Source organism: Flavobacterium tyrosinilyticum (assembly GCF_023656565.1).
Taxonomy (GTDB): domain Bacteria; phylum Bacteroidota; class Bacteroidia; order Flavobacteriales; family Flavobacteriaceae; genus Flavobacterium; species Flavobacterium tyrosinilyticum.
Genome location: NZ_JAMOKG010000003.1, coordinates 697,627 through 720,735, shown reverse-complemented (window position 1 = coordinate 720,735; position 23,109 = coordinate 697,627). Strand labels below are relative to the sequence as shown.

Sequence of the window (23,109 nt, the reverse complement as noted above, 5' to 3'; positions counted from 1 at the left end):
GATATTAAAGGTCTGTGATTTTTCACAGACCTTTTTTTATGGATGAAATTTGAATGGTTTTGCTGTTGTTTGGAAAACGAGACGTTTCCCGTGGTTGAAACCACGGGTTATGGTTGAATGATTTATTTTTGAAAAGAATAATTGTTTATTCTAGAATTTTTCCTTCTACGAAAACAGATTCTATAAGATTGCTTCCAAAAGCGTAAGGAATTTGGTAATAAGAGGAAATAGGTTTTGTTAGAATCAGATTGGCTTTTTTACCTTTTGTGATACTTCCGTGTGTTTCTGAAAGCCCCATTGCGTAGGCGCCGTTTATTGTTGCAGCATTAATCGCTTCTTCTGGCGTCATTTTCATTTTGATGCAAGCTGTTGCTACAACAAAATTCATATTTCCGGATGGAGTAGAGCCAGGGTTGAAATCTGTTGCTAACGCTAAAGGTAAACCTGCTTTTATCATTTCTCGAGCAGGAGTGTAAGGAATGCTTAAAAAATAAGAGCAAGAAGGTAAAGCAACAGGCATTGTTTCGGTGTCTTTTAAGGCTTCAATATCTTCTGGATTCATAATTTCAAGATGATCTACAGAAAGTGCATTAAATTTAACGCCAGCCTGAATTCCGCCAATAGAATTAAATTGATTGACATGGATTTTTGGTTTCAAGCCAAATGCTAAACCTGCTTCCATTATTTTTTCGGTTTCTTCTACAGAAAAATAACCGCTTTCGCAGAAAACATCTACATAATCTGCTAGTTTGTTTTTGGAAATTTCTGGCAACATCTCATTAATCATTTCGTCAAGATAGCCAGCTTTATCCTCTTTGTAATGTAAAGGAAAAGCATGTGCGCCTAGAAATGTCGCTTTGATGGCGATAGGATAGTTTTCTGCCAGTTTTTTAATTACACGAAGCATTTTTAATTCTCCATCAACCGTTAATCCATAACCCGATTTAATTTCTACAGCACCGGTTCCTAAATGCATTATTTCTTCTAAACGAATTTTAGATTGCTCATAAATTTCTTCTTCAGAAGTTTCGTTTAGTTTTTTAGCCGAATTTAAAATTCCGCCGCCGCGATTGGCTATTTCTTCATAAGAAAGACCATTTATACGATCAACAAATTCCTGCTCGCGATTTCCTGCATAAACAATATGCGTGTGGCTGTCGCACCAAGACGGAAGAACAACTTTTCCAGTTGCATCAATAGTTTTGTCGGCTTTGATTTCTGGAAGATTATCCATTGAACCGAAATCTTCAATTAAATTGTCTTTTAATACCAAAAAAGCATTTTTAATTGTTGGAAGTTTTGCCATTTCCGCACCCGAAACTTTAGTGATAGAAGTTTCGCGAACTTGTAATAACTCTTGTATGTTTATGATTAATGTTGTCATTGTGGATATTGTTATAAAACACAAATTTCACGAATTTTCACTAATGAATTGTGAAAACTCGTGAAATTTGTGTCAGATAGGAATTAGGAATTTTAAAAATTCAATATTATTGTTTTTTATTCAGAAACGGTAATTTCGAACATTTTGCTCCAGTTTTTACCCGTTACAAAAATGGTTTTAGTTCTAGGATTGTATGCAATACCGTTTAAAACATCATCTTTTGTAATATCTGTCATTGTTTTTCTTAAATCAGATAAATTTAAAATGGCTTCAACAGCTCCTGAATTTGGATTTACTACAGCAATAGCATCTTTGAACCATACGTTTGCATAGATTTTCCCATTGATCCATTCAATTTCATTAACGGCTTTAATTTTAGATTCTCCCGAATAAACGTTGATGTAGTCAATCATTTTTTGAGTAGCAGGGTCAACTTTCCAGATTTTTTCAGTTCCATCAGTTTGATAAATGTGCTTTCCGTCATTTGTCATTCCCCAACCTTCAATATCTTTTTCATAATCAAAGGTTTTTTCAAGTTTTAAAGTCTTTGCGTCGTAAATGAAACCTTTTTTGTTTTTGTACGTTAGTTGGAATAATTTATCATTTATAAATGTAATTCCTTCTCCAAAATATTGCTGATCCAGATCTATTTGCTTGTAAACTTTTCCAGTTTTGTAATCGTATTTTTTTACAAAAGAAGCTCCTTCTTGTCCAGTGCTTTCATATAAAGTATCTTTATAAAACTCTAAACCTTCTGTAAAAGCTTTTTTGTCGTGCGGAAAAGTATTTACGACTTTATATTTTAATAATTTAGGCTCAATGTCTGAAACGACTTCAATTCTAGCAGTTGCGTCTGAAGAATCTCCGCCAAAATAAACTTTAGCTTTTAGGTATTGGTATCCTAATTTTTGATCTATTAATTCAAATCTAAAATTTGCAGCACCTTTTGTACCTCCAACTCTTTGGTCGTTTACAAAGTAGGCAACGCTGTCAATTTCTTTAGATTTAGGGTTTAAAATTCCAATATTAAGCGCTTCTTTTTGCGTAAGATGAGCCGGAAAAGCAGAATCATCGATAGTAAATAAAGAATTTTCACCTTTATTTTTTTCTCCACATCCAACCAATGTGATTCCTAATAAAATGACAGCTAGGAAGTTATATTTTTTCATAGTTTAAAATTTCAATAAGCCAATATACGACGATATTTTTATTGTTACAAAGGTCTTGCAAAAATATAAAAAGGTTGTATATTTGCACCGGCAAGTCCTACACGACCAGCTCCTGCAGACTCCCCCAGGATGGGAACATAGCAAGGGTACGTGGTTGAGCGGTGCGATGTAGGTCGCTTGCCATTTTTTTTTAGAATTTAATAGTTTTGTAATCTTCCTTTTAGGAGGATTTTTTTATTTTTGACCCTATCTGAAGTTAGATGTTATTGGTTAGAAGCTAAAAATTGACTGCTTTATGTGGTTCAAAATAAACCCAATTCCAAAAACTTATAACTCATAATCCATAACTTATAACTAAAAAATGAGCAAAGTCGTTTTAATTACCGGAGGATCATCAGGAATTGGAAAATCTATTGGTGAATTTTTACATCAAAAAGGTTTTGTTGTATACGGAACAAGCAGAAATCCTGAGAAAGTTTTAAATTCAGTTTTTCCGTTAGTTGCTTTAGATGTTCGAAATTCTGATTCTATTAAAGAAGCGGTAAGCAAAATTATCGAAACTTCTGGAAGATTAGATATTGTAATTAATAACGCTGGAGTTGGAATTACGGGACCTTTGGAAGAAATTCCGACAGAAGAAATTCGAAATAATTTTGAGACTAACTTTTTTGGTCCAATTGAAGTTATGAAAGCAGCATTGCCACAAATGCGTAAGCAAAATTTTGGACTTATTATTAATATTACTTCGATTGCTGGTTATATGGGACTTCCGTATAGAAGTGTTTATTCTGCATCGAAAGGAGCTTTGGAATTGATTACTGAAGCCTTAAGGATGGAAGTGAAAGCTTTTGGTGTCGAAATCACGAACGTTGCACCTGGAGATTTTGCTACCAATATTGCTGCCGGACGTTATCACGCGCCAGTTATTAAAGATTCTGCTTACGAAAAGGTTTATGGCGATGTTCTAGCCACAATGAATGATCACGTTGATGCAGGAAGCAATCCAAATGAAATGGCAGAAGCAGTTTATAAAATCATTCAAACCAAAAAACCAAACGTACATTACAAAGTAGGCGCTTTTATGCAGAAGTTTTCGATTGTTTTAAAACGTGCGCTTCCTGATAAAATGTATGAGAAAATGCTTATGAATCATTATAAGCTGTAGAAAAATGTAAAAAATACACTTATTTTTAACATATAATTTTAAAATGGTTTTAATTTTAAAATCTTTATTGGTATTGATTTTGTAATTTTGCAGCTAGATTTCTTTAAAAAGAATTTATTTGAAAAGAAATTTATAAATACAAACAAACCATTTTTAATTAAACAAATTATGAAATTTTTTATAGACACAGCTAATTTAGCTCAAATTAAAGAAGCACAAGCTTTAGGTGTTTTGGATGGTGTAACAACTAATCCGTCATTAATGGCAAAAGAAGGAATCACTGGAAAAAACAATATCCTTAAGCATTATGTTGACATTTGCAATCTTGTTGATGGTGATGTAAGTGCAGAAGTTAACGCTCTTGACTTTGAAGGTATGGTTAAAGAAGGTGAGGAGTTAGCTGAATTACATGAGCAGATTGTTGTAAAACTTCCTATGACTAAGGAAGGTGTTATGGCAGCAAAATACTTTTCTGATAAAGGAATTAAAACTAACGTAACTCTTGTTTTTTCTGTAGGACAAGCACTTTTGGCTGCAAAAGCTGGAGCAACTTTTGTTTCTCCTTTCGTTGGGCGTTTAGATGATATTTCTACTGATGGATTGAATTTGATTCAAGAAATTAGAGAGGTTTATGATAACTACGGTTACGAAACTCAAATTTTAGCAGCTTCTGTACGTCACACTATGCATATTGTAAACTGTGCTAAAATTGGTGCAGACGTTATGACTGGACCTCTTTCTGCAATTTACGGTTTGTTGAAACACCCATTGACAGATATCGGTTTAGCTCAGTTTGTAGCTGACTTTGAAAAAGGAAATAAATAATCCTTAGATACTTACAAAATTAAAATCGTCTTTTTTCTAACGAGAAGAGACGATTTTTTTTACTTTTATATTGAATCTTAAATAGTTAAATATGAAAGTTATCTTATTTATGTTGTCTTTTTTTGTAGCGAGTTTTTCTATAAACGCTCAAGCCGCTAAAGTTATTACTTCGGTAAATGAAGCGGGCGATGTTGCTACTTATGAGCTAGATTGCTCAGTTAAATTTCAAACTCTCGCCAAAGGTCTTCGATATAATATTACGAGGCATGAGTTTAAAGGTTCGGAATTAAAAAATTCTTACCGTCTTTTGTTGGTAATGGATGGATTTTATTCGAAAACATTAAATAGCGAAATGACGATTTCGGCAATCTTAAGTGACGGAACAAAAATAGAAGCTAGAAAAACTATAGAAGATGACGGCTTTTTTGATGGAGCCTGCACCTTGAAGATTAAAGATCCGCAAGCGCTTTTAAAAGCTGATATAGACAAAGTAATTGTTCATGCGGACAAAGATGTAGTTTATCCTTTAACGGTTCAAAATAAGGCTCTTTTTAAGAAGAACTTGAGTAATATTATTAATGCCAAATAAAAGTTGCTAAGATTCTGAGATGCTAAGCTTCTAAGTTTTTTTTCTTCTTTAAATAAAAAAATCCAAATTCCGTTATTAAAATTGGAATTTGGATTTTTTTATATTGGATTTTTTTAAATCTTAGTGTCCGCCACCAGCACTTTCTATATGGCTAATACCTTGTCTTTTTAAGATTTTAGGACAGTAGAAACCGTAAAATCCTAAATATGCAAAACCAAGAAGTGGTATAATGTAAGAGAAGTGCGTGTAAGTGATACCGAAAATTCCGTTTGGATTTGTTGCATCTAAATCACAGATACTTCCTTGTACCAATGGAATTACTCCACCACCAAGAATCATCATGATTAAGAAAGAAGATGCTTTTCCTGTATTTTTTCCTAATCCTGCAATCGCTAAATCGAAGATTGAAGGCCACATGATCGATAAGAATAATCCGCCAGAAATAAAGAAGAATTTAGCAATTTCTGGATCTGGCCATGCTAATCCTAATGCCATCATAGTTAATCCTGAAATTCCGAAAAGCATTAATGTTTTTCCAGCATTTTTACCACCAATAAAACTCACTGCAATAAATAGTAAAATCCAGAATGGGTAGATATAGAATGAAGAAACATCGTGAGCAGCAAAGATGTTTGCTCCAATGATCACTCCAAATGCCGCAGCAGGAACGATAAATTTAAGTGCTGTATTTACTAAGTTTGAAGTGTTAAATACGTTTGCTCCACCATTCCAACGGCCAATCATTAAACTTCCCCAGTAAAGCGCAATAAATGGTGCTACAGCGTCTTCTAAGATGTTTCCGAATTCGTTAGTGTGTAATAAAGCAGGTAAATTACTAATGATAGTTACCTCAGTTCCTACATAAATAAAAATTCCTAACATACCCAAGTATAATTGTGGATAGTCAAGAATGTTGAATTTACTGTGTTTTTCTTTGATTATTGCTTCTTCCTCTTTTACAGGATCTTCGATTTTTGAGAAATTCATAAATACCGCAACAGCAATAAAAGCAAGACCTAAAATGATGAAAGGCAATTTAATATCTTCTAATGAAAGAGCTGTTTTTTTGTTATCTCCCATTCCGAATAAAGCGATACCTAATAAAATAGCTCCGATTGTTGTTCCGAAAGAGTTGATTCCTCCAGCAAGAGTTAAACGGTGCGCTCCAGTTTCTGGACTTCCCATTTTAATAGCTAACGGATTTGCAACAATCTGTTGGATAGAGAATCCTAAACCTACTGTGAATAAAGCCGTTAAGAAGAAAGGGAAACTTTGAATTGTAGCCGCTGGAATGAATAGGAATGAACCTACCGCTGATAAAATTAATCCCGCAGATAATGTTTTTTTGTAGCCGTATTTTTGTAAAACGTCTACTTTTAAAGAAACGATAAAGAATATAATTGATCCAACAAAATATGCAGCGTAGAAAGCCCATGCTACTAATTGAGATTGTACTTGCGATAACGTAAATACTTTTTTGAATACTGGAATCAGGATATCATTGGCTGAACCAACAAAACCCCAAAAGAAGAAGACGATTATCAAAGAGATAAATTGCCCCCATTTGGTTTGCACATTTTCTGAACTCATAATAATAAGGTTAATTTTTTATTTTATTGTTTTTTGAAGACCGTAAATATATTTGTTAGGATTATCAAAAAAAAATAAAAAGGTATAAATAATGTTAAATTTAAACCAACGGCTATGTTTTTTCAACAAAGTGTTAATTTTAACCTACTTAGAAAATGTAATTCGTAATTATATTTTATTCCAATATCTTGTTTTTAACTTCTTTACTGTAGTTTCTGCCTATCGGAATGTTGTAAGATTGTATTTGAACGCGGTTTCCTTCTATAGATTTTACCTTATTTAGCGCAATTACATAAGATTTATGTATTCTTAGGAAGCGATCTGCAGGTAATTCTTCAGATAAGGATGTAAGAGATTTATGTGTAATATAGGTTTTATCGGGAGTGACAACTTTTATATATTCCTTCATTCCTTCGACAAATAGAATTTCTTCAATATTAATTTTCATCATTTTTTTATCTACTTTGATAAAAATATGAGAATCTCCTTTTGCCGTTTCAATCTTGATATTGTTTTTAAGATTGTATTCGGTAGTGATTTTGTTGATGCATTTTATAAATCTTGGCAACGGAATTGGTTTTACCAAATAATCTAATACATCCAAATCATAACTTTCGGCGGCAAATTCTCTAAATGCAGTGGTAATAATAACTTTGGTTTTGTTTTCGATAAGACTAATAAGTTCAAAACCCGTCATCATAGGCATGTTAATATCTAAAAAGACAGCATCAACAGGAGTACTGTTGATAAAATCGAGCGCCTCTAAAGAGTTATTGAATGTCGCAACAACTTCAAAATCTGTAAAATTGGTAAAATAATTTTGCAAGACTTTGATAGCTAAAGGCTCATCATCAATTAACACGCATTTAATCTTCATTCTGAGTTGGTATTTGCAATCGGATTATGTAGAAATTTAGTTTGGTTTGCTGTTTTAGGCTAAAATTGTTTCTGTAAATCAGCTTGAGCCTCTTTTTTGTATTAACCAGACCAATTCCTTTTTTTTGATTATGATTTTGTGAAATTACGAAATTATTTAAGATTTCAAAATCGAGTATTTTGTGGTCTATAACTTTGCAATTGATTTTTATTTTTAAATTTTTGTTGTTCAATCCACCATGTTTAAAAGCATTTTCGACCAAAGAAATAAAGATTAAAGGCGGTACAACAACATCTTCTATGTTAGATTCTAGATTTATGGTTACTTCAACATTTTCAAAACGAAGTTTTTCGATTTCGATATAGTTCTGAATATAATCTATTTCTTTTATAAGCGGAACAAATTTTGTTCCTTTTACATCGTACAAAACATACTCCATCAAATTAGAAAGTTTGATGATTACATCTGGAACTTTCTTTGATGATTCTAAAGATAAAGCATATAGATTATTTAATGTATTAAAGAAAAAATGAGGCTGAATCTGATTTTCTAGATATTTTAATTTTATTTTAAATTGATTTTCTCTCAATGATCTATTTCTTTCACGCTCTCTTAACCAAGTTAAAGTAAGATACACAGAAGAGGCCATTGCTAGAACATACAATTCTCCTATACAAACAGCAACAATGTGATTGATCTCAAAAGGATGGTATTCACGATTTGCTTCTGGCCAGATATTTTCTGATATAATATAATAGGTTAGGGCTGTTTTGAGCAGATACATGACAAACAAACTTACTAGAAGCAAAAAAGTATACAGTATATACTTTTGTTTTAGAACATATTTGGGAACTAAAACAAATAAATTCAAATATACTAACGGAATAACTAGTGAGAATTCAATTACATTAGATTTGAATGCATAAGGGTAATCATTAAAGTAAGCTCCCCATCTTAAAAAGTTTAAAGTAAAATATACTCCCCAAAACCAGATATGATTTTGCAGTTTAATATCAAATTTAACTTTTCGTATTTCTTTCAATTGGTTTTAAGTTATTTGCGTTTTTTGGTTTTTCTTAACAATATTAAAATATTGTGCAACTTTAAACAATTAACTGCAAAGAGCCAATTTTTTTGAATAAAATTTTGCAAAAAAAGGATATTAGTGCTTATTTTTTCTATTAGAACGTTTTCGTAAAGCGTATTATTGAATGTTTTATGTCGTTCGTTTAAATTTTATTGCTGTTGGTTTAATTTATTTTTTTTAACAATGCCTTAAGAATAATTTTACATCATAACTAACAAAATAAAATAAACATGAAAAAAATTTTCTTAATCTTTATGATTGTTTTTACGGCGCAAGTTTCGCTTGCACAAGTAAAAAATGTCAAGGGTGTGATTACAGATTCTGATGGTATGCCATTACCTGGAGCTTCTGTTGCTGTACAAGGAGGTCAAAAAGGAACTACTACCGATTTTGACGGATTGTACACTATTGAAGTTCAAAAAGGTCAAAGTTTAGTTTTTACTTACGTAGGACTAGAGACTCAGACGATAGTTGTAGGAGATGTTGCTACAATTAATGTGAAGATGGTTCAAGGGGCTTCAAATGCTTTAAATGAGGTTGTTGTAACTTCTTTAGGTGTTAAGAAAACAAGAAAATCTTTAACATACGCCGCTCAAGAGCTTAAAGGAGAAGAGTTGACTCGTGTAAAAGATGCCAACGTTATTAATACTATTGCAGGTAAAATTGCGGGTGTTGCTGTAACAAAAAGTTCTGGAGGTACTGGAGGATCTACAAAAGTTGTAATTCGTGGTAACTCTTCTATCATGAATAGCCAGCCACTTTACGTTATTGATGGTATTCCTATGTATAATGGTACTTCAAATCAGCAAGGTAATACAAATGCGTCAAATGATTCATTTGGTAGCACTGCTGGAGGTAACCGTGACGGAGGAGATGTTATTTCTTTGATTAATCCAGACGATTACGAAGGAATGACTGTACTTAAAGGTGCAGCAGCTTCTGTATTATACGGATCTCAAGGAGCAAATGGGGTTATTTTATTGTCTTCTAAAAAAGTTAAAGAAAATACAGGGAATTTAGCTGTTTCTTCTGTTACTACTTTTGAATCTGTTCATTCATTACCAGAATTTCAGTATGAATATGGAACAGCGGATGCACAAAAATCTTGGGGAGGAAAAGTACAGTCGAATGATTTTGTAAAAGACTTCTTTAACACAGGAGTTACTCAAATTACTTCTGCTGCTTTTACAACGGGATCTGATATTTCTTCAACAAGTATATCTTACGCTAATACTACGGCTTCAGGAGTTATTGAAGGTAACGGCTTAAAGAAAAACAATTTTGGAATCCGTCAGACAGGTAAATTTTTCAACAATAAATTAACTGTTTCTGCTGATGCAAAATATACATCACAAACAATTAATAACAGACCTGTAAACGGACTTTACTCAAACCCATTAACGGGAGTTTATTTGTTCCAAAGAGGAAATGACTTTAATTATTATAAAGATAATTTCGAAACATTTATTCCTTCTAGAAACCTATACGGTCAAAACTTTTACAGCGCACCAAATGCTGATATTTATGTTCAGAATCCTTATTGGTTAATTAACAGAAATAAATCTGTTGATAAAGATAATTTCTTCAACGGAAATTTAGCTTTAGAATACAAAGCAAACAATTGGTTAAGCATTGCTGCAAGATATAGCTATAATAGAGTTGAAAATGATTATGATAAAAAGATTTATGCTACGACCAATACTTCTTTATCTAATATAAACGGTAGATACATAAACGTTGCTAATCTAAGCACACAGCGTTATGGAGATTTGATTGCTAAAATTAATACTAATTTCAACGAAGATTTTAGCTTTAATGCTATCGTAGGAGCAAGTATCAATAATACATTAGCAAATCAACAGACTACGTTAGATTCTGGTATTGTTGGCGGGCTTGTAAATGCTAACTTGTTTACTTTGGGGAATTTTGCAAGTGCAAGTGGTTTAGATAACTTAAGCCTTCAGGCTACAGGTTCTTCAAGAGAGGTTCAATCAATTTTTGCTTCTGCAACTTTTGGTTATAAAAACATGTTATACTTAGATGTTACAGGACGTAATGATTGGTCTTCTACTTTAGTAAATACTGATACTTCATCTTATTTTTATCCATCTGTAGGGGTTACTGCTCTTATTAGTGAAATGGCAACAATGCCAGAATGGATTAACTTCGGAAAAGTGAGAGGAACTTATGCTCAAGTGGGTAATGACGTTTCTGCTTTCGTGACTTCTCCAAAATCGACTATTCAAGGTGGTAATATTATTCCTCCTGTAGTAGGCCCAAGACCAGGTGAAGGATTGAAACCTGAATTGAAATCAGAATTTGAATTTGGTACTGAATGGAGAATGTTCAACAATAGATTAGGTTTTGAAATTTCTTACTACAACTCAGAAACTAAAAATCAATACATTCAAGTTCCAGCTCCGGCAACAAACCCTTACGGTTATACTTTCTACGGAATAAATGCTGGTAGTATAGAAAATAAAGGACTTGAAATTGTTGTTAGCGGTAAAATTATTGAGGGGCAAAAATTTTCATGGGAAACTATGGTAAATTATTCTCACAATAAAAATAAAGTAAAAGAAATTCCAGAAGAATTAGGAGGTAAAATTCCATTAACTCCTGTAAATAATATTAACTACAGATACTCTTTAACAGAAGGAAGACCATTTGGTGTGATTGAAGGAAAAGGTATTGTTAGAAATGATAATGGAGAAATTGTTTTAGATGATAAAGGAAATTTAGCAGTTGAAGCTGATTTCCATGAAGTTGGTAATGCAAACCCTGATTTTATGTTAGGTTGGTCAAACACATTCAAATTTGGTTCTTTTACAGCTAACTTCTTGATCGATGGTCGTTTTGGAGGAGATGTAATGAGTATTACTGAAGGTATGAATGATTTTTATGGGGTATCAAAAAGATCTGCAGATGCTAGAAATGCTGGTGGTGTTGCTGTAAATGCAGTTATGCCTGATGGTACCAAAGTGACTAAAATAGATGCTCAAAAATACTATGAAGCTGTAGGTGGTCTTAACGGTGCTACTGCTGAGTATGTATATGATGCAACAAATGTAAGTTTAAGAGAGGTTTCGCTTGGCTATACTTTCAATAAAAAAGCAATTCCATTTGTTAATACAGCAACTTTATCATTAATCGCAAGAAACTTATTCTTCTTTTATAAAGATGCACCATTCGATCCAAACATTGCTTTAAGTACAGGTCAGGGCTTGCAAGGTGTTGATATTTATGGTTTACCATCAACAAGAAGTATTGGTCTTAATTTAAATGTAACTTTCTAATTAAAACATCATGAAAACAAATAATATAAAAAAATCACTAGTTGGTCTTAGTCTTTTGGCCTTAGTTGGTTGTACATCGAATTTTGACGAGATTAATAGTAATCCTGATGGTTTTACACAAGAAGAACTAACGCAAGACTTTAATCATATTAAAGGGCCCTTTACTACAATGTTTGACAACGTGATGGTAAATGTGCCAGGGTGGAAGTATCAGGTGGCTATTGACTTGTCTGGTAATACTTGGGGAGGTTATACTACAGCGCCAGGTTTTGACGGTAACAATAACCTTTCGTATGCACTTTCTGACAACTGGAACCTTTGGGGATGGGAAGCTATCTATACACAGGTTATGGCAAATTACTTAAAAGTTGAAGCGGCATCTAAAGGAAAATATGATGAGTTTTATGCTTTAGCAACTATAGTAAAAGTACAGACTTTACATAAAGCGGCAGATTCATGGGGACCAATAGTTTATTCTAAATTAGGTACTACAGATGCAGCAATTGGTTATGATTCTCAAGAAGAAGCTTATGGCTTAATGTTTAAAGATTTAGATTTTGCTGTTGCGGAATTAACAAAAAGAATTGATGCAGGAGAAACAAGTTCTTTTACAAAAATCGATCGTTCGACTTATAAAGGAGACTATACAAAATGGGTTAGATATGCAAACTCTTTACGTTTAAGATTAGCAATGCGTATTGTAAAAGCAAATCCAACATTAGCTAAAGCGGAAGCTGAAAAAGCTGTTAGCCAAAAATTTGGTGTAATGACAGTAAACGCAGACAGCTTTATTGTGAATAAAGATGTTTCGCAACACCCACTTAGAGTTGCTGCTTACGAATATAATGATAGCCGTATGTCTGCAGATATGGAGTCTATCATGGGAGGTTACAATGATCCTAGAATAAGTGTTTATTTTAAAACTTCAGAAGAGTTTCCTGGAGAATACAAAGGAATCCGTACAGGTGGTATTCTTGGTGATAAGTCAAAACACATTAATTTTTCGAATTTTGGTAAGATAATAGATGAAGACAAACAAGTTGTTTGGTTAAATGCAGCTGAGATTTACTTCTTAAGAGCAGAAGGAGCTTTAAGAGGTTGGAATATGGGCGGTGACGCTGCAACATTCTACAAAGCAGGTATTACGGCTTCTTTTGAACAGCTTTCTGTAGGTGGTGCTGCTGATTATATTGCAAATAATGTAAAAACAGCTAAAGATTATGTAGATCCAGTTGCTCCATTCAATAGTGGTTTAGCGGTGAATAAAGTAACTGTTGCTTGGGATGATACTGCAAGCAACGAAGTAAAATTACAAAAAATCATTACTCAAAAATGGATTGCTAATTTCCCTGACGGTATGGAAGCTTGGGCTGAACACCGTAGAACAGGTTACCCTAAATTATTACCAATTCTTAACAACCAAAGTGCTGGTGCAATTACTACTGAATATGGTGTAAGAAGAATCAACTTTGTTTCTACTGAAAAAGATGGAAACCCAGAAGGTCTTAAAACAGGTATTGCAAAACTTAACGGTCCTGACAATGGTGGAACAAGAACTTGGTGGGATGTTAACGCTCCAAATTTCTAAAAAAAAGAGAATATTAAGTTTGGTTAGTAGTATGGTATAGATGGCGAAAGCGATCTATACCATTCTTAAAACCAAAATGGTAATTACTACAAAAAAGAAAAGAAATGAAAAGTGCTTTAGAAATAAAACCTGATATTAGTTACAAAAGCGCGGGAAAATTTGAAGAAACTCGATTTGAGAAAATTCATATTGAAATCTTTAAAGGCTCGATTGATGCTTCTGTAATTGTAGCCCAGGAAATTGCGCAGCTAATTAGGTCTAAGCAGGAAAAAAATAAATCTTGTGTTTTAGGTCTTGCAACAGGTTCTTCTCCTATTAAAGTTTATGAGGAACTAGTGAGAATGCACAGAGAAGAAGGACTTAGTTTTAGCAATGTTATCACCTTTAATTTGGATGAATATTATCCAATGACTAAGGAGAACAATCAGAGCTATCATTATTTCATGCATGAGCATCTTTTTAATCACATTGATATCAAACCTGAAAATATTAATATTCCTGATGGTACAGTAGCAATTGAGGAAATCAATCAATATTGTATCGATTATGAAATGAATATTAAAAATGCAGGTGGGCTTGATTTTCAATTGCTTGGAATTGGTAGAACAGGACACGTTGGATTTAACGAGCCGGGTTCGCATATCAATTCAGGAACAAGAATTATTACCTTAGATCACATCACTAGAGTCGATGCTTCATCTGCTTTTAATGGTATAGATAATGTGCCGAAACGTGCCATAACAATGGGGGTTTCAACCATCATGAGGTCAAAACGTATTGTTTTGATGGCATGGGGGCAAAATAAAGCAGATATTATAAAGAGAACAGTTCAAGGCGATATCAGTTCAGAAATTCCAGCGACATTTTTACAGAATCATCCAAACGCAACTTTTGTTTTAGATCAGTCGGCAGCTTCAGAGTTAACCCGTTTCAAAACGCCTTGGTTAGTTGGAGAATGTCTTTGGACTCCCGAATTAAAAAGTAAAGCGATTGTTTGGTTGTGTCAAAAAACAAAACAATCTATTCTGAAATTGACAGATCGTGATTATAACAATAACGGAATGTCTGATCTTTTGGCTCAAGAAGGTTCTGCTTATGATATGAATATTAATATGTTCAATATTTTGCAGCACACGATTACCGGATGGCCAGGAGGAAAACCAAACACAGATGATTCATTTCGTCCAGAAAGGGCAAATCCGGCAAAAAAGAGAATTATTCTTTTTAGTCCACACCCAGATGATGATGTGATTTCTATGGGAGGAACGTTTTCGAAATTAATCAAACAAGGACACGATGTTCACGTAGTATATCAGACTTCAGGAAACATTGCGGTTTCAGATGATGAAGCATTAAAATTTGCAGAAGTTGCGAGCGATTTTATCGGAAATGAAAAATCAGATATCAATTTCAAATCAGTAATCGAATTTCTAAATAATAAATCTGAAAATCAGATTGATTCTTTAGAAGTCCGAAAATTAAAAGGATTGATTAGAAGAAGAGAATCTTACGGAGCAACAAGATATATTGGACTGAAAGATGAAAATACACACTTTTTAGATCTTCCTTTTTATGAAACTGGGCAAGTTAAAAAGAATCCGTTAGGGCCAGAAGATATTGCTATTGTAAAAAATATTATTGCAAAAATAAAACCACATCAAGTTTTTGCTGCTGGAGATCTTGCAGATCCGCACGGAACACATGAGGTTTGTTTAAATGCCATTTTTGCCGCTTTAAAAGAACTTAAACCAGAACCGTACATGGATGACTGTTGGTTATGGTTGTATAGAGGAGCTTGGCATGAATGGGATATTCACGAAATTGATATGGCAGTTCCATTAAGCCCATCAGAGGTTTTGTTGAAACGCCATGCTATTTTACACCATCAGTCTCAAAAAGACAGGGTGATGTTTCAAGGTAACGATTCTCGTGAATTTTGGGTTAGGGCAGAAGATCGAAATAAAAACACAGCCATCTTATATGATGAATTAGGTTTGGCTGAATATGAAGCGATCGAAGCTTTTAAACGTTTTGATTACTAAAAATTTTTTCCGATTCATTGTAGAATGAATCAAATAGCAAAATTCAGATTGATCTCATAGCAAAGTGAGGTAAAAGCTGAAATCATTCTGAGTTTTGTTTTTTTATAAATTTAGGATACTTATAAAAAAGCTATCCAACCAAAAAAAAGAAAAATGAAATATCTATTTGTACTATTATTTGCAGGTTTAACAGCAGGTGCTCAAGTCCAGAAGGAGCAGCTAAATCTTATGCCTTGGCCTCAGAATGTTGTTATTAATGAAGGTAATTTTAATTTAACTAAAAATTTTAAAGTAAACATTACAGGAAATCCAAATGCTAGAATATTTGGAGGAGTAACTCGTTTTTTGCGCCGCTTAGATGGTAGAACAGGTATATTTTTCGAACAAGGTTTTATTGAAAAACTAAATGAAGTTCCAAATGCAGAATTGCAGATCAATTGCACTAAAAGCGGTAAAATTGGTTTGTACGAAGACGAAAGTTATCATTTAGATATTACTTCAAATAAAATAACAATAAACGCTTCAAGTGATTTAGGAGCTTTACATGGTTTGGAGACATTGTTGCAGATGCTTCAAAACAACTCAAAATCTTTTTATTTTCCAGTTTCAAAAATTTCAGATTTCCCAAGATTTACATGGAGAGGTTTAATGATTGATGTTTCAAGACATTTTCAGCCAATTGACGTAATTAAGAGAAATATTGATGCATTGGCAGCTGTGAAAATGAATGTTTTTCACTGGCATTTGGTTGATGATCAAGGTTGGAGAATCGAAATGAAAAAACATCCAAAGTTTACTCAATTAGCTTCAGATGGAATGTATTATACACAAGAGGAAATTAAAAATATCGTAAAATATGCCGATGAGCGCGGTATTTTAATTGTTCCAGAAATAGATGTTCCGGGTCACGGATCTGCAATTTTAACGGCTTATCCAGAAATTGGCAGTAAAGTAATCACGCTGACAGGAGGAACATCTGAAAAAAATATTCAAGGTACAGCAATTGCTACCTATGGAATTGAAAGAAATGCGGGTATTTTTTCGCCAACATTAGATCCTTCAAATCCTAAAACATATCAATTATTAAGTGAAGTTTTTGATGAGGTTTGTCCATTATTTCCTGGCGCTTATTTCCATATTGGAGGAGATGAAAACGAAGGAAAAGATTGGGATGCAAATCCGAAGATTCAAGAATTCAAAAAGAAGCATAATTTAAAAACCAACCACGAATTGCAAACTTATTTTACCATGCAATTGGCACCGATGTTAAAGAAACACGGAAAACAATTGATGGGGTGGGAAGAAATCTTGACAAAAGATTTATCTAAAGAAGCTATTGTACATTCTTGGAGAGGTCCAAATGAAGGAATGGCAGCTGGGCAATCTTTAGTAGATGCAGTTAAAAAAGGATACAAAACCGTTCTTTCAAATGGCTATTATATCGATTTAATGTACCCAATAGCAAGCCATTATTTAAATGATCCGATGCCAAAAGGAGCTAATTTAACCAGCGATGAAAAAGCAAGGATCTTGGGTGGAGAAGCAACAATGTGGACAGAATTGGCTACACCAACCACGATAGATTCTCGAGTTTGGCCAAGAACAGCTGCTATTGCTGAAAGATTGTGGTCTGCAGAAGATGTAGTGGATGTAGAAAATATGCGCAAACGTTTAGAACAGATTTCTTTCAGATTAGAAGAATTAGGCATTACGCACATTCGTAACAAAGATGTTATTTTAAGAAATATTGCCAACAATCAAAACATTCAGTCGCTTGAAGAATTTTCTAAAGTTAGTGAGCCTTTAAAAGGATATACTCGTAACAAAGGAGGAACAGAGTATCAGATGTATTCTCCGTTTACCTTGTTTGCAGATGCATGCGGACCAGACGCAAAAGATGCACTTGCGTTTGATGCTGCAGTAAATCAATATTTAGCAAATAAATCGGCTGATAATAAAGCAAAAGTGACAGCATTTTTTAATAAATGGATTACTGTAAATAAAGACTTAACAGCGCTAAGTGCCAATGCACCATTAGTGCAGCCAATTTTGCCTTTGTCTAAAAAGTTAAGTGATGCATCGCAAGAATTATTACTTGTATTAGATAATAAATCGACTTTAAAACCAGCAGATTTAAAAAGTCTAATAGAGCAATGCAATACAAAAGATCATGCTGACGTAGAATTGTCAGTTTATGAGAGTTTAAAGAAACTAATATAAATTTTGGTTGAGTTAGTGTTTTAGAGTTACATTAATCAGGCTTTTAATTATCTCTGCCGGAGTTCCACGGTAGAGATAGTTATAGCCAAGATTTCAGAAGTAAGCAGCACTTAACTTAATTCAATAATAAAAATATAAGCCATAAAATTAGTATTAACCTTTAAAACCAAATAGAAGAATTAGAATACCACAAAACATGACAAAAAACGAGAGTATAGATTGATGATTAGTCCCAAATTTATCATTTGTATTTAAGATTAATTTTTAGAATTATAAATAAATATCGATCACTGCTATTTACTAATGATTATGAATGAATCGGTAATAGTAATATTTATCTATAGAATGTAATTTGAGTTTATTTCCAATCGACCGCGGGGTTCCAATCTGCAGTTGAGCGAAACCCAGAAGATTTTAAAAGCTTCTGCGGCCCAATTATTTATTTTCTATTAACTAATATTTATTAACTATGAAACATTATTACAGATTGCTCTTTTTGTTGTTGTTTCCCTTACTAGCGTTGGCTCAACCAGCTCACGGAAAAAAAGTAGTGGGGTATTATGCGCAATGGTCTATCTATGCTAGGGATTTTAATGTTCCTAAAATTGATGGAAGTAAAATAACGCATTTAAATTATTCTTTTTATGGCACAACTTATGATCCTGCCCATCCAGAGAATACCAAATTAAAATGTTTAGACACTTATGCTGATTATGAGCATATGGAGGGCGGCATTCCGTGGGATGCGCCAGTAAAAGGAAACTTTTATGATTTAATGAAATTAAAAGAAAAGTATCCGCATTTAAAAATTCTAATTTCTGTTGGAGGCTGGACAAAAGGACAAGATCTTTCTCCAATTGCTGCAAGTCCTGTAGCAAGAGCAGCTTTAGCAGCAGATATGGCAAACTTTATTACTACGTATCCTTTTATTGACGGTTTTGACATCGATTGGGAATATCCTCTTTCGGGTGGAACTGACGGTACAGAAATAGTAAATGGTGCGCCTGTTCCTCCGCAAAAATACAGTCCAGACGATAATAAAAATTTAGTGCTTTTATTGAAAGCAATGCGTCAGGCAATGCCAAATAAATTGGTTACCATTGCTGCAGGAAACAATGTTAGAAACGTTGCTAAACAGTATTTAGGGCCAAACAACAGAGCGCAGTATGGTATGAGCGAAGATATTTCGACTTACTGCGATTATATTACCTATTTTGGATATGATTTTGGAGGAAACTGGTATGATAAAACCTGCTATAATGCTCCTTTATATGCAAGCGGGAACACTAATGATCCGTTGTATGGCGCAACGCAATCTGAATCATTAGACGAATTGACCAATCAATATCTAAACGTAATTGGTTTTCCTGCGAATAAATTAATCATGGGATTGCCTTTCTACGGAAAAAAATTCGATAACGTTGCTGCAAATTCAACAAACGGATTATTTGTTTCAGCACCAAGATATGCAGTTCCTGGATGTACAAATCCGCAAAACCCAACCGGAACATGGGATGGTTCAGGAGCTTGTGAAAAATCTGGAAGTATCGAAATCTGTGATTTAGTTGGAAATCCAGTTACCAATTCGCATGCTTATTTAGATCCAAACACGATGATGGTAACGCCATCTGCGGCTTCAGCAGGATGGGTACGTTATTTTGATAATACTACAAAAGTTCCTTATTTATATAATGCTACTAGAAAAGAGTTTATTTCTTATGAAGATAAACAGTCAATGGACTTAAAAGTGCAGTATATAAAATCGAAAAACTTAGCAGGAGGTATGATTTGGGAATTATCTCAAGATACCAGAGGTGCTATTCCAAATTCATTATTAAACCAAGTTGACGCTTCTTTCGGCAGTGTTGTTCCAGGAACAGTAAGTATTTCTGGTTCTGTAAAAAACGGATCGACTTTGGTTACTAATGTTACTGTTGAATTGCGTAATGCATCTAATGCTGTTATCCAGACAGTAGTTTCTCAAACAGGAAATTTTGCATTCAATAATCTAACTTCAGGACAAAACTATTCGCTTACAGCTTTAAAAGCGAGTTATACCTTTGTTCCAGTATCACTAAACAATGTAACAGTAAATCAAACGGCAGTTGTGATTAACGGAACTCAGCCAACTTATACCGTAAGCGGAACAGTTTTAGACGGAACAACTCCAGTTTCGGGCGTTACAATTTCAGCAGTTTCAGGAAGCACAACTTTGACAGCAGTTTCAAATGCAAGTGGGGCTTACAGCGTTGCAGGTTTAACAGCAGGTTTAAACTTCACAGTTACAGCTTCAAAATCTGGATTTTCTTATACTCCAGCTTCAACAGTTTACAATGCAATTGATGCCAACAAGACGTTGAATTTCACTCAAGGTGCGGCAGTTGTAACGTACACCGTAAGCGGAACAGTTCTTAACGGAAGTACTGCAGTTTCTGGCGTAACCGTTACGGCAGCTTCTACAGCAGGAAATGTTACGGCAACAACTAATTCAACTGGGTCATATTCATTGACTTTAGCTTCTGGCGGAAATTACACTGTAACTGCAGCTTTAACAGGACAGACATTTACACCGGCGTCGACAGTTTATTCTAATTTGAATGCCAATAAAACATTAAATTTTGCTCAAGATGTTGTAACGACTTCAAGCAAAATTAGCGGAACAGTTAAAAACGGAACAACTCCAGTTTCAGGAGCCAAAGTAGAATTGGTTTTACCTTGGACAGATAATGCACATCCGTGGAAAAGTGTTCTGGCAACAACAGATGCACAAGGAAAATACAGTTTTGATAATTCTGTTATAGACGGTTATACAACCATTACAAGTTTAAAACTAAATACTTGGTCAAACGGAGAGGTAAATTATTATCCTAATAATCTAGCCAACTTTGCAGTTCCTGCAAGCCCAACAACATACAACTTTAATACAAGTTCAACGGCTAGAGTAGCATTAGCGGCAGCTACAAACTTAATCAGTGGAACGGTGAAAAACGGTTCAACGCCTGTAGCAAATGCAAAAGTGGAAATTGTTTTACCATGGACAGATAACACGCACAACTGGAAAAGCGTTCTAGCGACAACAGATGCATCAGGAAATTACGCTTTTGATGATTCAGTTGTAGCGGGTTATACACAAATTTTAAGCTTGAAATTAAATTCATGGCAAAACGGTGAAGTAGCTTATTATCCAAATAATCTAGCAAACTTCGCCGTTCCAACAGCGCCAACAGTTTATAATTTCAATACACAAACAACGGTTGTGACTAAGCCAGTGGTTGCTATTACAGCACCAACAGCTTCGGCGATTGCTATAAATTTAGGTTCGGCAATTAACTTTGTTGCAAGTGTAGGATTAAGTGCTACAGATGCCACTACAATTTCATCTGTTGTATTTAGTTTAGACGGACAAAGCATAAGCGCTACAAATTCTTCAGGAACTTATACCGCGGTTTGGACACCAGTAGCAAATCAGTTTTCGCAAAGTCATACATTAACTGTCACAGCTACGGCTTCAAACGGAACAACAGATTCAAAAACATATACTTTTACATTAAATTGTTCAGGTGCAAACTGTCCAAATTCATTGCCTGTAATCACTTGGAATTCGCCATCAAATACTACGGTATACCAAAGCTCTTTCCAAGTTGTGCCAATTTCAGTTACAGCTGTCGATAGTGACGGATCGGTTTCTGGTGTTGCGATTACCATAAATGGAGGCACGTTTAACATGACAGCTGGTACAAATAATACTTATACGTATAATTTTACGCCAACTGCATATCAAGATTATCCAATTGTAATTAAAGCAACCGATAATAAAGCTGCTGTAACGACATTAAACAATACCATTAAAATTGCTACAATAAGTGGTAATAGATTTATTCCGCTTCCATCTAAAATTATTTTAGGGTACGCACATTCTTGGGAAAATACTGCAGCTCCATTTTTATATTTTTCTCAAATGGTCGGAAGTAAATTTAACGTAGTTGATTATTCTTTCGTAGAAACCGTGAATAGAGATGGTTATACACCAATATTAACCACAAACGATGCGAGATATTTGACCAATGGTGTTTTCAATAAGCAATTGTTGAAAAATGATATCAAAGCCTTAAGAGATAGCGGTGTTCCTGTTATTGTTTCTATTGGAGGTCAAAATGGTCATGTTGTTTTAGATAATGTAACTCAGAAAAATATTTTTGTTAATGGTCTAAAAGCCATTATTGACGAGTATCAATTTGATGGAGTTGATATTGATTTTGAAGGCGGATCGATGAATTTTAGCGCTGGTGGTTTGAGAGATATTTCTTATGCCGGTATTTCGGCTTATCCAAGATTGAAAAACGTAGTAGATGCTTTTAAAGAATTAAAAGCGTACTATGGCCCTGGATTTTTATTGACTGCAGCTCCAGAAACACAATATGTACAAGGAGGATATACTACTTATACAGATACTTTTGGTTCGTTCTTGCCAATTATTCAAAACTTACGCAACGAGTTAGATTTGTTAGCGGTACAATTGTATAACACAGGAGGAGAAAACGGATTAGATGGCCAATATTATGGCACGGCTAAGAAAGCCAACATGGTTACAGCCTTGACTGATATGATCATAAAAGGGTATAACATTGCTTCAACAGGAATGCGTTTTGATGGATTGCCAGCTTCAAAAGTTCTTATTGCATTACCAGCTTGTCCGAGTGCAGCAGGTAGCGGTTATTTAACTCCGACAGAAGGAATTAATGCTATGGATTATTTAAGAAATGGAACCAATTTCTCAGGAAGAACATACACTATGCAACCAGGCGGACCATATCCTTCTTTAAGAGGTTTAATGACTTGGTCTGTAAACTGGGATGCTTCTTCTTGTGGTAATTCATCTGAATTGTCTAAAGCGTATGCAGCTTATTTTGCATCTCAAGCCACAGCAAAAACATTAGTTCTTGAAGATATTTCAGCAGAAAGCAATACTACTGTTGCCTATTTTAGAAACAATACCTTATCGGTATCTAATGAAACAGAAGACATTGCTCAGGTGGATGTATTCAATACCATAGGACAAACTGTTACAAGTTCTAGAAATATTCAAAACAACAAAGAAGTATTGCTTCATAGTCCAAGTTTTGCTAGTAGACAAATTTTTGTCGTGATCGTAACAGATAAATCTGGACACAAAAAGTCATTGAAAGTAATGAACTTTTTAAACTAAAAAAGAATTGAAAATTTAGAAATAAAAAACGGGACGGTTAAAATTGAGTTTGGTTATTTATGTTTTAATCT

Annotated in this window: 13 protein-coding genes and 1 other RNA gene; 9 read left to right on the top strand and 5 right to left on the bottom strand. The window is 34.0% G+C overall.

The annotated features are described in order from the left end of the window. Positions 1-145: 145 nt before the first annotated feature. Together hutI and NCC77_RS17320 are read right to left on the bottom strand one after the other, a co-directional pair. On the bottom strand, positions 146-1,384 hold the full coding sequence (gene hutI / locus NCC77_RS17325; RefSeq protein ID WP_250836726.1) for an imidazolonepropionase: 1,239 nt from the start codon (positions 1,382-1,384) through the stop codon (positions 146-148). Between the two features lie 116 nt (positions 1,385-1,500). Then, complete coding sequence (locus NCC77_RS17320; RefSeq protein WP_250836725.1) at positions 1,501-2,553, bottom strand: glutaminyl-peptide cyclotransferase; 1,053 nt, start codon at positions 2,551-2,553, stop codon at positions 1,501-1,503. Between the two features lie 88 nt (positions 2,554-2,641). On the opposite strand from NCC77_RS17320, the gene ffs reads away from it, so the two are divergent. The 4 genes from ffs (at position 2,642) to NCC77_RS17300 (ending at position 5,132) form a co-directional block, all read left to right on the top strand. Next, an RNA gene (gene ffs / locus NCC77_RS17315) (signal recognition particle sRNA small type) lies at positions 2,642-2,739 on the top strand. Positions 2,740-2,914: 175 nt separating this feature from the next. After that, positions 2,915-3,718, top strand: coding sequence for an SDR family oxidoreductase (locus NCC77_RS17310; RefSeq protein WP_250836724.1), 804 nt, complete (start codon positions 2,915-2,917; stop codon positions 3,716-3,718). A gap of 168 nt (positions 3,719-3,886) precedes the next feature. After that, entirely contained in the window at positions 3,887-4,543 is a 657-nt protein-coding gene (gene fsa / locus NCC77_RS17305) for a fructose-6-phosphate aldolase (RefSeq protein ID WP_198856298.1), read from the top strand. Positions 4,544-4,634: 91 nt separating this feature from the next. Beyond that, complete coding sequence (locus NCC77_RS17300) at positions 4,635-5,132, top strand: hypothetical protein (RefSeq protein ID WP_250836723.1); 498 nt, start codon at positions 4,635-4,637, stop codon at positions 5,130-5,132. Between the two features lie 120 nt (positions 5,133-5,252). Here the strand turns inward: NCC77_RS17300 and NCC77_RS17295 are convergent, their stop codons facing one another. The 3 genes from NCC77_RS17295 to NCC77_RS17285 all read right to left on the bottom strand — a co-directional run bounded on the left by NCC77_RS17295 (position 5,253) and on the right by NCC77_RS17285 (position 8,641). Next, a complete protein-coding gene (locus NCC77_RS17295; RefSeq protein WP_250836722.1) occupies positions 5,253-6,722 on the bottom strand; it encodes an MFS transporter in 1,470 nt (489 codons plus the stop codon). A 175-nt stretch (positions 6,723-6,897) separates the two neighbouring features. Then, positions 6,898-7,599 (bottom strand): LytR/AlgR family response regulator transcription factor, encoded by a 702-nt coding sequence (locus NCC77_RS17290; protein WP_095930523.1) that lies wholly within the window; start codon positions 7,597-7,599, stop codon positions 6,898-6,900. Then, entirely contained in the window at positions 7,589-8,641 is a 1,053-nt protein-coding gene (locus tag NCC77_RS17285; RefSeq protein ID WP_250836721.1) for a sensor histidine kinase, read from the bottom strand. Before NCC77_RS17285 ends, NCC77_RS17290 begins: the two co-directional genes overlap by 11 nt. Positions 8,642-8,916: 275 nt before the next feature. Here NCC77_RS17285 and NCC77_RS17280 point away from each other — a divergent pair, with 275 nt between their 5' ends. The 5 genes from NCC77_RS17280 (at position 8,917) to chiA (ending at position 23,038) form a co-directional block, all read left to right on the top strand. Continuing rightward, positions 8,917-11,982 carry a SusC/RagA family TonB-linked outer membrane protein gene (locus NCC77_RS17280; protein ID WP_250836720.1) on the top strand — a complete coding sequence of 1,022 codons (3,066 nt, stop codon included), beginning with the start codon at positions 8,917-8,919 and terminating at the stop codon, positions 11,980-11,982. 10 nt (positions 11,983-11,992) lie between these two features. Then, positions 11,993-13,570: a RagB/SusD family nutrient uptake outer membrane protein gene (locus NCC77_RS17275; RefSeq protein ID WP_250836719.1), complete on the top strand. Its 1,578-nt coding sequence runs from the start codon at positions 11,993-11,995 to the stop codon at positions 13,568-13,570. 104 nt (positions 13,571-13,674) lie between these two features. Then, complete coding sequence (nagB, locus tag NCC77_RS17270; protein ID WP_250836718.1) at positions 13,675-15,612, top strand: glucosamine-6-phosphate deaminase; 1,938 nt, start codon at positions 13,675-13,677, stop codon at positions 15,610-15,612. A gap of 153 nt (positions 15,613-15,765) precedes the next feature. After that, positions 15,766-17,832 (top strand): beta-N-acetylhexosaminidase, encoded by a 2,067-nt coding sequence (locus NCC77_RS17265; protein ID WP_250836717.1) that lies wholly within the window; start codon positions 15,766-15,768, stop codon positions 17,830-17,832. 469 nt (positions 17,833-18,301) lie between these two features. After that, positions 18,302-23,038: a T9SS-translocated chitinase ChiA gene (gene chiA / locus NCC77_RS17260; protein ID WP_250836716.1), complete on the top strand. Its 4,737-nt coding sequence runs from the start codon at positions 18,302-18,304 to the stop codon at positions 23,036-23,038. Positions 23,039-23,109 lie beyond the last annotated feature (71 nt).